13 protein-coding genes and 1 pseudogene are annotated in these 15,067 nt (G+C 32.6%); 13 read left to right on the top strand and 1 reads right to left on the bottom strand.

Annotation, left to right across the window (positions count from 1 at the left end):
- Positions 1–4: 4 nt before the first annotated feature.
- The 12 genes and pseudogenes from MK851_RS04460 (at position 5) to MK851_RS04515 (ending at position 10,404) form a co-directional block, all read left to right on the top strand.
- On the top strand, positions 5–1,618 hold the full coding sequence (locus MK851_RS04460; protein ID WP_320241823.1) for an amidohydrolase: 1,614 nt from the start codon (positions 5–7) through the stop codon (positions 1,616–1,618).
- 51 nt (positions 1,619–1,669) lie between these two features.
- Positions 1,670–2,005, top strand: coding sequence for a DUF3703 domain-containing protein (locus MK851_RS04465; protein WP_320241825.1), 336 nt, complete (start codon positions 1,670–1,672; stop codon positions 2,003–2,005).
- Between the two features lie 248 nt (positions 2,006–2,253).
- Entirely contained in the window at positions 2,254–2,793 is a 540-nt protein-coding gene (locus MK851_RS04470) for a sigma-70 family RNA polymerase sigma factor (protein WP_320241827.1), read from the top strand.
- A gap of 120 nt (positions 2,794–2,913) precedes the next feature.
- Complete coding sequence (locus tag MK851_RS04475; RefSeq protein WP_320241829.1) at positions 2,914–3,603, top strand: NUDIX hydrolase; 690 nt, start codon at positions 2,914–2,916, stop codon at positions 3,601–3,603.
- Between the two features lie 64 nt (positions 3,604–3,667).
- A complete protein-coding gene (gene prs / locus MK851_RS04480; protein ID WP_320241831.1) occupies positions 3,668–4,504 on the top strand; it encodes a ribose-phosphate diphosphokinase in 837 nt (278 codons plus the stop codon).
- A gap of 19 nt (positions 4,505–4,523) precedes the next feature.
- Positions 4,524–5,492 (top strand): ADP-ribosylglycohydrolase family protein, encoded by a 969-nt coding sequence (locus MK851_RS04485; protein WP_320241833.1) that lies wholly within the window; start codon positions 4,524–4,526, stop codon positions 5,490–5,492.
- Positions 5,493–5,544: 52 nt separating this feature from the next.
- Positions 5,545–6,098: pseudogene (locus tag MK851_RS04490) on the top strand (RNA 2'-phosphotransferase).
- A gap of 4 nt (positions 6,099–6,102) precedes the next feature.
- Complete coding sequence (locus MK851_RS04495; protein ID WP_320241835.1) at positions 6,103–6,828, top strand: metallophosphoesterase family protein; 726 nt, start codon at positions 6,103–6,105, stop codon at positions 6,826–6,828.
- A gap of 33 nt (positions 6,829–6,861) precedes the next feature.
- The gene (locus MK851_RS04500; protein WP_303508064.1) at positions 6,862–7,416 is read left to right on the top strand and encodes an NADAR family protein; all 555 of its coding nucleotides are present in this window, start codon (positions 6,862–6,864) and stop codon (positions 7,414–7,416) included.
- Between the two features lie 42 nt (positions 7,417–7,458).
- Positions 7,459–8,469 (top strand): ADP-ribosylglycohydrolase family protein, encoded by a 1,011-nt coding sequence (locus MK851_RS04505; protein WP_320241837.1) that lies wholly within the window; start codon positions 7,459–7,461, stop codon positions 8,467–8,469.
- A gap of 69 nt (positions 8,470–8,538) precedes the next feature.
- Positions 8,539–10,011 carry a nicotinate phosphoribosyltransferase gene (locus MK851_RS04510; protein ID WP_320241839.1) on the top strand — a complete coding sequence of 491 codons (1,473 nt, stop codon included), beginning with the start codon at positions 8,539–8,541 and terminating at the stop codon, positions 10,009–10,011.
- 138 nt (positions 10,012–10,149) lie between these two features.
- Positions 10,150–10,404 carry a hypothetical protein gene (locus tag MK851_RS04515; RefSeq protein WP_099216060.1) on the top strand — a complete coding sequence of 85 codons (255 nt, stop codon included), beginning with the start codon at positions 10,150–10,152 and terminating at the stop codon, positions 10,402–10,404.
- 33 nt (positions 10,405–10,437) lie between these two features.
- Here the strand turns inward: MK851_RS04515 and MK851_RS04520 are convergent, their stop codons facing one another.
- The gene (locus tag MK851_RS04520) at positions 10,438–12,390 is read right to left on the bottom strand and encodes a YgiQ family radical SAM protein (RefSeq protein ID WP_320241844.1); all 1,953 of its coding nucleotides are present in this window, start codon (positions 12,388–12,390) and stop codon (positions 10,438–10,440) included.
- Between the two features lie 172 nt (positions 12,391–12,562).
- Between MK851_RS04520 and MK851_RS04525 the strand changes: the two genes are divergently transcribed.
- Positions 12,563–15,061 carry a zinc-dependent metalloprotease gene (locus MK851_RS04525; protein WP_320241846.1) on the top strand — a complete coding sequence of 833 codons (2,499 nt, stop codon included), beginning with the start codon at positions 12,563–12,565 and terminating at the stop codon, positions 15,059–15,061.
- Positions 15,062–15,067: the final 6 nt, after the last annotated feature.

Genomic DNA, 15,067 nt, shown 5'->3' on the forward strand with positions numbered 1-15,067 from the left:
AACCATGAAAAAAACACTACTTACTCTACTCGCTTTTAGTATGCTATTTTCTTGTAAACAAAAAGAAAAAGTAGATACGTTAATTATCAATGCAAATGCTTATACAGTAAACTCTAATTTTGATGCAACAGAAAGTTTTGCTATAAAGGACGGAAAATTTATAGCTGTAGGAACCAATCAAGAACTACAAAAAAAATACACAGCATTAAATATTATTGATGCTAAAAACAAACCGATTTACCCAGGCTTTATCGATGCACATTGTCATTTTTATGGCTTAGGGTTACAACAACAAAAAGTAGACTTAGTTGGTACTAAAAGTTATGATGAAGTACTACAACGATTAATTGATTTCCAAAAAGAAAAAAACGCAACCTATATCACAGGTCGTGGTTGGGATCAAAATGATTGGGAAGTAAAAGAATTTCCTACCAAAGAAAAATTGGATAGTATATTTCCAAATACACCTGTTGCTATTCGTAGAATTGATGGTCATGCAATGTTAGTCAATCAAGCTACTATTGATTTAGCTGGAATTACTATCGATTCTAAAATAGACGGAGGAGAGTTTATAAAAAAAGATGGAAAGTTAACAGGAGTACTTATTGATAATGCAATGAATTTTATCAATATTCCAAAACCTTCAAAACAAGCACAAATTCAAGCCTTAAAAGATGCTGAAAAAATCTGTTTCAATTTAGGACTTACCACGGTTGATGATGCTGGGTTAGATAAACAAGTAATTGAATTGATTGACAGCTTACAACAATCAGGTGATTTAAAAATGCGTGTGTACGTAATGATTTCTAATAATCAAGAAAACCTTGACTATTACCTCAACAAAGGTGTTATAAAAACTGATAGATTAAATGTTCGTTCTGTAAAAGTATATGCTGACGGTGCTCTAGGATCACGTGGAGCAACTCTTAAAAATGAATACTCTGACAAAAAAGGGCATTTTGGAGCTTTGGTAAACTCTTATGAGAACTTACAGAAAGTAGCTAAGAGAATTGCTGCTTCCGACTATCAAATGAATACACATGCAATTGGTGACTCTGCCAATTATGTGATGTTAAAAACCTATAACGAAGTATTAAAAGACAAAATCGATAGACGTTGGCGTATTGAGCACGCTCAAATAGTAGATGTAAAAGATTTTAATCTATTCAAAAATGTACTTCCATCTATACAACCAACACATGCCACTTCTGATATGTACTGGGCTGAAGACCGTGTAGGATCAGATAGAATTAAAGGTGCTTATGCTTATAATGACTTATTAAAAGAATATGGAAAAGTAGCTTTAGGTACCGATTTTCCTATTGAACATGTAAGTCCATTATATACATTTTATGCAGCAACCATCAGAAAAGATTTAAAAGGTTATCCTGAAAAAGGTTATCAAATAAGCAATGCATTATCAAGAAAAAATGCCTTAAAAGGAATGACTATTTGGAATGCTTATGCAAATTTTGAAGAAAACGAAAAAGGAAGTATAGAAGTTGGTAAGGTAGCTGATTTTATCATTTTAGACAAAGACATCATGAAAATCGACGGAAAAGAAATTCCTAATACAAAAGTTTTAGCAACCTATATTAATGGTGAAAAAGTGAATTAAAAACGCATCTTTTTCTATTCGTTGTAGTCTGATTTACAAAATCAATAAATCATGACACAACTACAACGAAAACAAGAATTTTACAGGCAGTTAACTTTAGCTAAAAAGGCACTTAAAAGCAAAAGCTTTCAGATGTCTTTTTATCATTTAGAAAACGCTCATATTTTAGGACAAAAACATGTTTACAGGCACACTCTATCACACTATTGGATGCTAGCTTACGGAATAAAAACGAACAGCAGTAAAGAAGTTGTTGGGCAACTTTTTAGAATTATCGCTTCAGTCTTATTTACCTTATTTTGGGTTCCTAAAGGAAATACAGGTGGCTCTAATATATCTGCAACTAAACCTATTCCTGTTAGAAAAGAACTTCAAAAATATTTTTAACAATAAATGCATCTTTTTACGCTTTTTCTAGTCTACTACACAAAACATATAATATCATGAAAAATAACAATCAATGCACTTGTACTTGCGAAGGATGTAAAACAAATGACTGTTCAAACTGTACTTGTAACAACTGTACATGCAACAACTGTAACTGTTAATTAAATCAACTCTTTAATATTTTGTCACGCTAAATAAAAATAAATGTTTGTTTTTATTCAACGTGGCATTTTTCGTAAATTTATAGGATGACAACGCAACAAGTTTGGAAAAAATATGCAGATGATGTAAAGCACTTTATTTTAAGTAAAGTGAAAGACACTACTGTGACTGATGACCTCTTACAAGAAACATTTATAAAAGTTCACACTAAACTTCATACATTAAACGATATTACCAAACTAAAACCTTGGATTTTTACGATTGCTCGTAACACGATGATGGATTACTTCAAAACCACTAACCAAACTATTGAATTCAAAAGTTTAGAAGTACAAACAGACACAAGCGAGCACGAACATACTGAGAAAGATTGTCTTCATGCAATTATACAGGGTTTACCAAAAAAATATAGAGATCCATTATTTTTATCAGATATTAAAGGTTTAAAACAACAAGAAGTCGCAGATACTTTAAAACAGAACCTACCTACTACAAAATCTCAAATTCAACGCGCTCGTAAACTAATTGCACAAGGATTTATGGATTGTTGTGGATTTTCACTTAACGAAGAAGGAAAATTAGTAGGTGAAATTCAAGACAAAGAAAATTGTAAAGTTTGTAAGTAAGTTTTATTATTCAATTTGTACAATCTACATTACAAAAAAGACAATCAAAAAAGTACCTTCTTTAAAATAAGAATCTATAATTTTTAAAACTTTCGTAATTTTGTGTAAATTCAACACTAAATGAAGATGTCACAAAATATAAAAGTTGCTGTAGATGCTGTTGTTTTTGGCTACCAACAAAAAGAACTTTCTGTCTTATTAATAAAAAGAGGGATTGAACCTTTTAAAGGAACCTGGGCATTGCCTGGTGGATTGGTTTTAGAAAATGAATCACTGGAACATGCAGTTGAAAGAGAATTATTAGAAGAAACAGGAGTTACTATTGATTATCTTGAACAATTGTACACATTCGGAACTCCCAAAAGAGACCCGAGAAACAGAGTTATTTCTGTTACCTATTTTGGCTTGGTAAGTCCAAATCATTTCAAAATCAGTGCAAGTACAGATGCTGCCGAAGTACAATGGTTTCCTATCCATGAATTACCCAAATTAGCGTTTGACCACAATCTTATTTTAACCACAGCTTTACAAAGACTTCAAAACAAAATAAACTACCAACCTATTGGTTTTGAACTACTAAAAAAAGAATTCCCTTTTTCTGATTTAGAAAATCTTTATCAAACTATTCTTTATCAAAAAATTGACCGACGTAATTTTAGAAAGAAAATTATGAGCTTTGGAATACTTACTGAAACAGACAAAATACACCAACCATCTAGTGGTAGACCTGCGAAACTTTTTAAGTTTAATGCTAAAAAATATAAAGAACTAGAAAAGAAAGGATTCCACTTCGAAATTAAGTTTGCGTAAAAAAAACACTAAAACGTTTTTTATTTTAAAAAACTAAATTATATTTGTGTAAAAATTACGCAATATGATTTTAAACTTAGACAAAAACTTTACTCCTTACGGAACAGAAAACAATATAGACTATAATTTCTTTACTTTTTCAGGAGGGGAACCGCATATCAAAATCATTTCTAAACTTGAAAATGTAACAGAAGTAACAATTACACATCGTATTCAGTCTTTTAATGATATAGGTACTCTATTATTAGCTACTAATGCATTAAAAAACATGGGAATTACAAAGTTACATGTTGTCCTTCCTTATTTTCCTGCAGCTCGTCAAGATAGATTAATGGTATCGGGTGAACCTTTATCGGTAAAAGTATATGCAGATATTATAAATGCACAAAACTTTGAGTCAGTAACTGTTTTCGATCCACACTCAGAAGTAACTCCTGCCCTATTGAATAACTGTAAGGTTGTTGACAACCATAAATTCATAAAGCAAGTAACACAACAACTATCTGATGATTTAATACTAACTTCTCCTGATGGTGGTGCTCTAAAAAAGATATATAAAGTTGCTGCACATCTTCAAAACTATGAAGTAGTTGAATGCTCTAAAAGCCGAAATGTAAAAACCGGTCAACTAACAGGTTTTAAAGTATATACTGATAACCTACAAGGTAAAGATTGTTTGATTGTAGATGATATTTGTGATGGCGGCGGAACCTTTTTAGGACTAGCTAAAGAACTAAAAGCTAAAAATGCAGGGAATTTATATTTAGCCGTAAGTCATGGAATATTTAGTAAAGGTTTCGAAGAGCTTGAAAAATATTTTACTAAAATTTTCACTACAGATAGTTTTAAAACTATTGAGAATAAGAACTGTATACAAATTGAATTGGAAAAATTACTATAAAGACTAGACAAAAATTGTTATGAAAAACAACATTATAAAATCAACATTTATTGGATTGGCAGTAGCTGACGCCCTAGGGGTACCAGTAGAGTTTAAAAATAAGCAGGAGTTAAAACAAAACCCTGTAACAACTATGAGAGAGTTTGGAACACATCATCAACCAAAAGGAACTTGGTCTGATGACAGTTCTCTTACTTTTTGTTTAGCTGAGAGTTTATGTCAAGAATACAATTTAGTGGATATTTCATATAAATTTATCCAATGGATGAATGCTGAGATATGGACTCCACACGGTAATGTTTTTGATATCGGAATCCAAACACGAAAAGCTATTGAACAACTTTCAAAAATCATAAATGAAAAGGACTATAAAGAACTAGAAATTTTAAAATATTCTGATGATGAATATACCAATGGTAATGGTTCATTAATGAGAATTATTCCTTTACTTTTTTACATAAAGGGTAAAAAAATAAAGGACCAATTTAATATCATTTGGCATGTATCATCACTAACACATCCTCATATAAGGTCGGCAATAGCTTGTTTAATTTATTTAAAATTAGCTGAATATATTTTAAATGGATTTTCAATTATAGATTCATATAAAAAGATGCAAAAGGAAATTACTGTCTTTTTTTCAGAAAGAAATATTTCTTCTTACGAGCAAAATCATTTCTCTAGAATTTTAAAGCAAGATATATCTAGCTTAAAAGAAGAGGATATAAATTCCAGTGGCTATGTTCTACATACATTAGAAGCTTCACTTTGGTGTTTACTCAGCACTACTAATTATGGTGAGGCAGTTTTAAAAGCTGTAAATTTAGGGGATGATACTGATACTACAGCTACTGTAGTTGGAGCTATTGCTGGTATGTACTACGGAATAGATAATATACCTCAAGAATGGGTAGATTCATTGGAGAGAAAAGATGATATTATTCTCTTAAGTCAACAATTCGCAAAAAAATATCGTTATGAAAATTAACCGATAAAAACGTAACAAACATTGCTTACGTTTTTGAATAAAATTTAAAAAAATGAATGAGAAAAACACAAAAAGAATAAGTAAGTTTTTAAGCTTGATATTAAGGCATCAACCTGAAAAAATTGGGCTAAAATTAGATATCAGTGGGTGGGCTTCTGTAGAAGAACTTTTGAACAAATCAAGCAACAACGGAGTTTCATTTACTAAAGAAGAATTGGATTTTGTTGTAAAAACAAACGATAAACAACGGTTTTCATTTAACGAAGACAAAACAAAAATAAGAGCCAATCAAGGACACTCTTTAAAAAATGTAACCATAGTAACTGAAACAAAGACTCCTCCTCCCTTTTTATATCATGGAACTGTCGCCAAATTTATTCCTTCAATAAAAAAAAACGGATTACAAAAAATGAGTAGACAACACGTTCATCTAAGTTCCGATTTAGAAACTGCAAAAAAGTTGGTAGTAGAAGAGGTAAACCTATAATTTTGACTGTTCAGTCAGGTGCTATGCATAAAAAAAAATATGAGTTCTTTTTATCTGAAAATGGAGTTTGGTTAACCAACCTTGTCCCAGCTGAATTTATTGAATTTGAAGATTTATAATAGTATGAAAACATTTGTTATTGGCGATATTCATGGTGGATTAAAAGCCTTACCCCAAGTTTTTAAAAAAGCCAAAATCACTATAGAAGATACCTTAATTTTTCTTGGTGATTATGTGGACGGCTGGAGTGAGTCTGCACAAGTCATTGATTTTTTAATAGAGTTAAACAAAAAACATGAATGTGTTTTCATTAAAGGAAATCATGATTTGTGGTGTGAAGATTGGTTGAGAACTGGTGAAGGTGAAGCTATTTGGTTAGCACATGGTGGTGAAGAAACCAAAAAAAGCTACGAATCTTATTCAGAAGAACAGAAACAAAAACACCTAGCTTTTTTTCAACAAATGAAACTCTATTATATTGATAATAAAAAACGTTTGTTTATCCATGCTGGTTTTACCTCTATGCATGGAGTTGAAAAAGAGACTTTCAAATTAAATTATCATTTTGATAGAACCTTATGGGAAACAGCATTAGCTACTGATAAAAACTTATCTAAAAAATCTGAACTATATCCTGAAAGGTTTACACACTACTCAGAAATATACATTGGTCACACCCCAACTATACGCTATAGTTCATCAATACCTATAAACGCCTTAAACTTATGGAACATTGATACTGGAGCTGCATTTACAGGGTGTTTAACAATCATGGATATCGACAACAAAGAGTTTTGGCAAAGTGACCAAGTAAAAAATTTGTATCCAAATGAAAAAGGGAGAAATTAAAATTCTCTATAAACTCATCTAAATAATAATACTGTGAAATATAATAATAAAACAATAATAGCACGTTACAACAATAATGAAAACTTAAGTTTCTTATTTTTTTGGGGGCATCAACCCAACAAGGATGGAAGCGTCGGTAAAAGCTGTTTCAGCCAGTGGTGGAAAGCTTCTTTTGAAATCGATGGTATTACCTACCCTACTGCTGAGCATTATATGATGGCTAGTAAAGCGAAAGTGTTTAATGATGAAGAAACTTTACAAGAAATCCTTTCTGTTAGTACACCTCATCAAGTAAAAAAACTAGGGAGGAAGGTTAAGAACTTTTCTCCAGAAGCATGGGATCAACACAAATTCGAAATCGTCGTAAAAGCCAATCATGCTAAATTTTCTCAAAATAAAGACTCAAAAGAATTTTTATTAAATACAAAAGATAGAATTATAGTAGAAGCAAGCCCTGTTGATTCTATATGGGGAATTGGAATGGCTGCTGACAACCCTAATGTTACTAATCCAGAGTTATGGAAAGGGCACAATTTATTAGGGTATGCCTTAATGGAAGTTAGAGATTTATTAAACAAAAATTCATAAGCATTTGACTACAAAATTTTGGATATAATTAAACATAAAATTGTGAATTTATACAATGTTTTACTGGGTATAGCTATAGGAGACGCTTTTGGTGCCGGTTTAGAGTTTCAAGATAGAAATTGGATTCAAAAAAATGTAGATTTTACCAAGTTCATCAACGTACGCCACTTAATTAAGGTCTCAACTGATAAGTTAAGTGCTTTTACAGAAAATTATTACGATTGGCAATACACAGATGATACAGAAATGACTATTGGACTTATAAAAGCTCTCTATTCAAAAGAAGAGTTTAATGAGAGTTTTTTAGTAGAAAAATGGGAAGATGAATACAACAAAGGGAAACATGAAAAAGGCCACGGCAGAAATGGCCATGGGTCAATGAGATGGTTTTTCTCTGGAGAAATGACAATTGAAGAAATTAAAAACTTTCAAAGAAATAGGTCAACTCCTGGAAATGCTCCAGCCATGAGATCAGTCCCATTAGGCCTCATTCCTTCGAATCTCATTAATAAATATGCAAAGATTAATGCTAACGCAACACATCCTAATATAAATGCCATACTTAGTAGTCAATGTATTGCTAGAGCTACTGAGTACTTACTTGTAAAAAAAGGAAATAAAGAAAACCTCATAAAATACTGTATAGAAAAAGTAAATCTAAATGATGAATATAAAAATTACCTTACCTCCGTTAATAAGATAAAATCAAATGAGATATTAACTAAGGGTGATTACGAAACATTGTGCGGACATCAACCGATAAGAAAACCATATTTTTTAAATGGGATTAACGGTATGCCATCAGATTCAAAATATACCACAGGCAGTGTTCTATATATCTTAAAAAATAGTACAAGTGCTTTTGATGCTCTTAAGAAATCTATTTTTCTTGGAGGTGATGTTGACTCTGTAGCATCTATAACAACAGGAATTAACTCAGGATTGTATGGAATTGGAAGCCTTCCTGACTTTATGATTGAGAATGTTGAAGGGAAACAATATATAAAAGAAATATCTTCTCGTTTTAATCAATATTTAGAGGAAATAAACTAAAATTTCAAAAGATTTAATTGTTAGTTAATTTTAATTTGCGTAAATTTGACACAAACAAAATAACATACTATGAATCCATTATTATATACAGACGGTTACAAAGTAGACCACAGAAGACAATACCCTAACAATACTACCTTAGTATATTCAAACTGGACACCAAGAAAAAGTAGAATTCAAGGAGTTGAAAAGGTAGTTTTTTTCGGACTACAATACTTCATTAAAAAATATATTATTGAAGAATTTCAAACCAACTTCTTTAACAAACCAAAAGAAGAAATTTGCAAACAATACAGCAGAAGAATCAATAATTATTTAGGTGAAAACTCTGTAGGTATAGAGCACATTGCTGCATTACACGATTTAGGATACATTCCCATGACTTTTAAAGCATTGCCTGAAGGTGTTGAAGTTCCTATTAGAGTACCCATGTTTACCATGTATAATACATTGCCAGAATTCTTTTGGTTAACCAATTACTTTGAAACCTTATTATCTACCACGGTTTGGTTACCATGTAATTCTGCAACCATTGCAAAACAATACAGAAAAATATTAGACAAATACGCACAAGAAACCTCATCTGTTCCTGAAATAGTAGATTGGCAAGGACACGACTTTTCTATGAGAGGAATGGCTGGTTTAGAGGCTGCTGAAATGAGTGCTGCTGGTCACTTATTAAGTTTTACTGGTACAGATACAGTTCCTGCTGTAGATTTTTTAGAAAAGTATTACAATGCTGATTCTGACAACGAATTGATTGGCGGTTCTGTTGCGGCAACTGAACACTCTGTAATGTGTATGGGAACTAACAGCGGTGAGGAAGAAACTTTTAAAAGATTAATTACTGAAGTATATCCAAACGGTATTGTTTCTATTGTTTCTGATACTTGGGATTTATGGAAAGTTCTTACCGAATACTTACCTAATCTAAAAGAAGAAGTCTTAGCTAGAGATGGTAAAGTGGTGATTAGACCAGACAGTGGAGATCCTGTTGATATTATTTGCGGAAATCCAAATGGTAAAACGGTAGAAGAACAAAAAGGAGTTATACAGCTGCTTTGGGAAGTTTTTGGAGGAACAACCAATACAAAAGGATATAAAGAACTAGATAGTCATATTGGAGCTATCTATGGCGATAGCATTACCCTTGAAAGAGCCACACAAATTTGTGAACGCTTAAAACAAAAAGGATTTGCTTCTACTAATGTAGTACTAGGAATTGGTTCCTTCACTTATCAATACAACACCAGAGATACTTTTGGATTTGCCATGAAAGCTACTTACGGAGAAGTAGATGGAGAAGGAAGAGAAATTTTTAAAGATCCAATTACCGATGACGGAACTAAAAAATCTGCTAAAGGATTATTAAAAATAACGTTAGAAGATGGAGAATATAAATTACACGATCAAGTAAGTTGGAAAGAAGAACAAAAAGGCGAGTTACGAGAAGTTTTTAAAGACGGAAAATTGTTAGTTGATGAAAAACTAAGTGAAATAAGACTCCGTACTAAAAACAACGTATTAGAATTTTCAGAATAACAAAAAAGCAGGAGTCAAACTCCTGTTTTTTTTTATTCAACCCCTACTAAAAACACTAGATATCAACACCTTAAAAACCACTCAATTTGCTTAACTCTTGATTTTTTCATATCTTAATTGCAACTAAAAAAGAAACTTATGACAGATCAAGAACAGAAAAGACTCGATACAATGAATGCGGTTTTAGTTAAAATGGAAGACATTAAAAACACGCAAAAAAGTTTAATTGAAAAAATTGGTGTGGTTGAGGTTCAGCTATTCGATATTCAGTCAAAAGATTTAGACAAAGAACTCGAAAATGTAATGGTAAGAGCTTCTGACACCTTAAAAATTATAAAACAAGCTACCGAAGCTTTTGAAATGAAACGAAACCGTTTAGAAAACGAAGCATAAATAAAAAATCCGCCTAACAGCGGATTTTTATTTTTATCGTCTCTTCTTTTTAAAACCTTTATTCTTTCTTCTAGAGGGTTTTGATGATTTATACGTCACAGTATCATCAAATGTATTTTTAGCTTTTCCTGCTTTGTTTTTACGCCACGAAGCATCCTCAGGTAATAATTTTTTCAGTAAATCATTACGCCCAACCTTAGTCAACGTATCCTTTATCCATTTTTTATTTTCCTTTTTATACCAAAAGAAAAATTTGTGCTGATCTTCCTTCTCCTTTTTTGTTTTCGGAGTTTTCACCTCTTTTAAAGTATACGGATGATATCCACTGTAATAAATTACCGTAGCAACCGTCATCGGTGTTGGTGTAAACCCTTGTACTTGCTCTAACTGGAAACCCATATCTTTGGTCTCAGCCGCTAAATTTGCCATATCTTCCGCCTCACAAGCAGGGTGACTAGATATAAAATACGGTATTAATTGAAGCTTTAATTTCTTTTTAATATTAATACGATCGAACCTATCTTTAAATAAATGAAAATACTTAAACGAAGGCTTACGCATTAACTTTAGTACAGGATCAGAAGTGTGTTCTGGTGCAACTTTTAATCGACCAGAAACGTGTTTTGTCATCACCTCTTCTGTGTAGGCATCTAACTCTTTAGGATCTGCATTTTTATTAAACTCAGGCACTAACATATCGTGTCGAATACCACTACCAATAAATGATTTTTTCACCTTCGGATGTGCATCAACAGCTTGGTACAATTTTGTTAACGGTTTATGCGAAGTATCTAAATTACTACAAATTACAGGCGAAATACACGACGGAGCAACACACTTGTCGCAAATCGACTGTACTTTACCTTTCATTTTGTACATATTTGCAGAAGGCCCACCAATATCAGATAAGTATCCTTTAAAGTCATCCATCTGAGCAACTTGGTCTACTTCTTTTAAAACAGACTCTTGACTTCTACTCGCTATAAATTTTCCTTGGTGCGCTGAAATAGTACAAAAACTACAACCTCCAAAACATCCACGGTGAATATTAATAGAAAACTTAATCATTTCAAACGCAGGAATAGGTCCACGTTTGTTATACTTAGGGTGTGGTAATCGTGTAAAAGGTAAATCGAATGAAGCATCAATTTCTTCCTCCGTCATTGTTGGAAACGGCGGATTAATCATCAGTTTTTTATCTCCAACTTTTTGAAAAATACGACGTGCGTATAATTTATTCGACTCCTGCTCTATTACTTTAAAATTGGAAGCATACGCCTTCTTATCTTTCAAACAATTTTCATGCGAATTAATTTCTATATCATCCCAGTTTTTATTTTTCGGAGTTTTTTCTGCTCCATCTAATAAAACAGCTGTTTGCTTAATCGTTTTTAAGCTCGAAAATGGCACGCCTTTTTGCAACAACTCCACAATTTCTCTTAGTGGCTGCTCTCCCATCCCATATACCAACATATCGGCTTTAGAAGTTTCTAAAATCGTTGGTAATAATTTATCAGACCAATAATCGTAATGTGTAACACGACGTAATGAAGCTTCAATTCCACCAATTAACACGGGAACATCTGGAAACTTTTCCTTTAAAATTTTAGAATATACCGAAGTTGCATAATCAGGTCTAAACCCTTTATCTCCATTAGGAGTATAAGCATCTTTATCACGACGGCGTTTACTAGCCGTGTAATTACTTACCATCGGATCCATACATCCGCCTGTAATCGCAAAAAATAACCTAGGAGTTCCTAACTTCTCAAAATCCTGCAAATTATCATGTACGCTTGGTTGCGGAACAATTGCCACACGCAAGCCATAACTTTCTAAAATACGTCCAATTACTGCAGGACCAAATGATGGATGATCTACGTATGCATCTCCACTAAACAGGATTACGTCTAATTCATCCCACCCTCTTAACTTCACCTCCTTATTTGTAGTCGGTAACCAATCTGAAACTCGTCTAATTCTCATGCCGTTGCAAAGGTACGGGGTTTTATTTACACTACAATGCAGTAAAAAACTGAAAACTAGCCATAAATAAAGAAAAAACTACACCTTAAAACACCTCTTTAACAATTAATTAAGATAATTCTGGTAGTAGTTTTGCTAAATTCCGCACTTATTTATTCAATTAATTTTTACAATGACTAAAAAAATACTTTCAACTATTTTAGTGGTATTTCTTGCTTTAGGAGTTTCTTTGGATGCAGAAGCGCAACGAAAGAAGAAAAAAAACACAAAAAAAGAGACTCCCGCTAAAAAAGACAAACCTAAAAAGGGTGGTATACAACCTTATGAAAAGGTAGTTACCAAAAAACACAAAACAGACGAAGGTTTGTTTAAAGTTCATTCAAAAGATGCTAACTATTTATTTGAGATTCCAGATTCTCTTCTGAATCGTGAAATGCTAATGGTGACTAGAATTGCCAAAACTGCTAGCGGAATTGGTTTTGGTGGAGGAAAACAAAATACACAAGTGTTACGTTGGGTAAAAAACAAGAAACAAATTTTACTAAAAGTAGTTTCTCACAATGTTGTAGCAGACACCATTTTACCAGTACACGAAGCGGTTGTAAACTCTAATTTTGAACCTATCTTATATGCTTTTCCAATCAAAGCATTTAGTAAAGACTCTACAGCTACTGTAATTGACGCTAGTCCTCTTTTTGAAGGTGATGTAAAAGCAATTACTTTTCCACAAAGAAGCAGAAAGCGTTATAAGATTTCTAAAATGGATAAAACAAGATCTTATATTGACAGAATTAGCAGTTATCCTCAAAACATAGAAGTTAGAAATGTAAAAACTTACATTGCTGGGAATCCTCCATCAAATTCAAGTGTAGGTTCTGTAACTATGGAATTGAGTAACTCTATGATTTTACTTCCTAAAACACCTATGAAAAGACGTTATTTTGACGAACGTGTAGGATGGTTTACGAGTTCTCAAACAGATTATGGTTTAGATGTTCAAAAAAGTAAATCGGTTACCTATTTAGACAGATGGCGTTTAGAAGTAAAAGACGAAGATCTTGAAAAGTTTAAAAGAGGTGAATTAGTAGAGCCTAAAAAGCAAATCGTATACTACATTGACAGAGCCACACCAAAAAAATGGCGTAAGTACATCAAACAAGGTATTGAAGATTGGCAAATTGCTTTTGAAACTGCTGGATTTAAAAATGCCATCATTGCTAAAGATGCTCCTACTAAAGAAGAAGATCCTGATTGGAGCCCTGAAGATGTACGTTACTCTGTAGTTCGTTATTTAGCATCTCCAATCCCAAATGCAAATGGCCCTCACGTTAGTGATCCTCGTTCAGGAGAAATTTTAGAATCAGATATTAACTGGTATCATAATGTAATGACTTTATTACACAACTGGTTTTTTGTACAAACAGCTGCAATCAATCCAGATGCAAGAGGAAATCAATTTAAAGATGAAGTTATGGGGCGCTTAATCCGTTTTGTTTCTTCTCACGAAGTTGGACATACTTTAGGACTGCCTCATAACATGGGAAGTTCTGTTGCATATCCTGTAGATTCTTTACGTTCTGCTGAATTTACTCAAAAAAATGGAACAGCTCCTTCAATCATGGATTATGCTCGTTTTAACTATGTTGCACAACCAGAAGACAAAGGAGTTGCTTTAATGCCTAATATTGGACCTTACGATAAATATGCTATCAACTGGGGATACAGACCAATCTTAGATAAATCAGCTAAAGATGAAAAAACAATCTTAAATCAGTGGATTAAAGAAAAAGCAGGAAACCCTGTGTATAGATTCGGACACCAACAAGTTCGTAATATCATTGACCCTAGCTCACAAACAGAAGATTTAGGTGATGATGCTATGAAAGCTAGTACTTATGGTATTAAAAACTTACAACGTATTTTACCTCGTTTAGAAGAGTGGACTACTGAAGATGGTGAAACCTACGAAGAACTGAAAACTATGTACGGACAAGTAGTTGGTCAGTTTAACAGATATATGGGACACGTAAGTTCTAATATTGGTGGTGTATATGAATACTTTAAAACTTCCGATCAAGATGGTGCTGTATACATTCATGTTCCAAAAGAACACCAAAAAAGAGCCTTACAATTTGTAAATAACGAATTGTTTAAAACTCCTACTTGGTTAATTGATGAAAACATCATCAGTAAAACACAACACTCTGGAATTATTGAGCGTATAAGAAGTTTACAAGTGCGAACGTTAAACAGAGTTTTAAAAACTGGAAGACTAACACGTATGATTGAGAATGAAACTTTAAACGGAACTAAAGCATATTCTCTTATTGAAATGATGGGTGATTTACGTAAAGGTATTTGGAACGAAGTATATGCTAATAAAGCTATAGATCCATATCGTAGAAACTTACAACGTGCACATTTAGACAGATTGGACTTTTTACTAAACAAAGCAAAAGACCAAAAAGCACCAAGAAGCGACAGAGGTTATTTTAAACAAACAGCCGTTACTATCAATCAGTCAGATATTAAACCTGTGGTAAGAGGAGAATTAAAACGTTTACAAAGAGATATTAAACGAAGTATTCCTTCAGCTCGTAACACAATAACCCGTTACCACTTACAAGATGCAGCAGATAGAATAGACACTATTCTAAACCCAAACAACTAATTTTTA

It is taken from the genome of Tenacibaculum sp. 1B UA (assembly GCF_033978845.1).
Taxonomy (GTDB): Bacteria; Bacteroidota; Bacteroidia; order Flavobacteriales; family Flavobacteriaceae; genus Polaribacter.

Coding starts and splice junctions, on each gene's coding strand:
- MK851_RS04515 (WP_099216060.1), top strand. CDS start 10,150: ATGACAGATCAAGAACAGAAAAGACTCGATACAATGAATGCGGTTTTA.
- MK851_RS04460 (WP_320241823.1), top strand. CDS start 5: ATGAAAAAAACACTACTTACTCTACTCGCTTTTAGTATGCTATTTTCT.
- MK851_RS04520 (WP_320241844.1), bottom strand. CDS start 12,390: ATGAGAATTAGACGAGTTTCAGATTGGTTACCGACTACAAATAAGGAG.
- prs (WP_320241831.1), top strand. CDS start 3,668: ATGATTTTAAACTTAGACAAAAACTTTACTCCTTACGGAACAGAAAAC.
- MK851_RS04510 (WP_320241839.1), top strand. CDS start 8,539: ATGAATCCATTATTATATACAGACGGTTACAAAGTAGACCACAGAAGA.
- MK851_RS04465 (WP_320241825.1), top strand. CDS start 1,670: ATGACACAACTACAACGAAAACAAGAATTTTACAGGCAGTTAACTTTA.
- MK851_RS04475 (WP_320241829.1), top strand. CDS start 2,914: ATGAAGATGTCACAAAATATAAAAGTTGCTGTAGATGCTGTTGTTTTT.
- MK851_RS04525 (WP_320241846.1), top strand. CDS start 12,563: ATGACTAAAAAAATACTTTCAACTATTTTAGTGGTATTTCTTGCTTTA.
- MK851_RS04495 (WP_320241835.1), top strand. CDS start 6,103: ATGAAAACATTTGTTATTGGCGATATTCATGGTGGATTAAAAGCCTTA.
- MK851_RS04470 (WP_320241827.1), top strand. CDS start 2,254: ATGACAACGCAACAAGTTTGGAAAAAATATGCAGATGATGTAAAGCAC.
- MK851_RS04485 (WP_320241833.1), top strand. CDS start 4,524: ATGAAAAACAACATTATAAAATCAACATTTATTGGATTGGCAGTAGCT.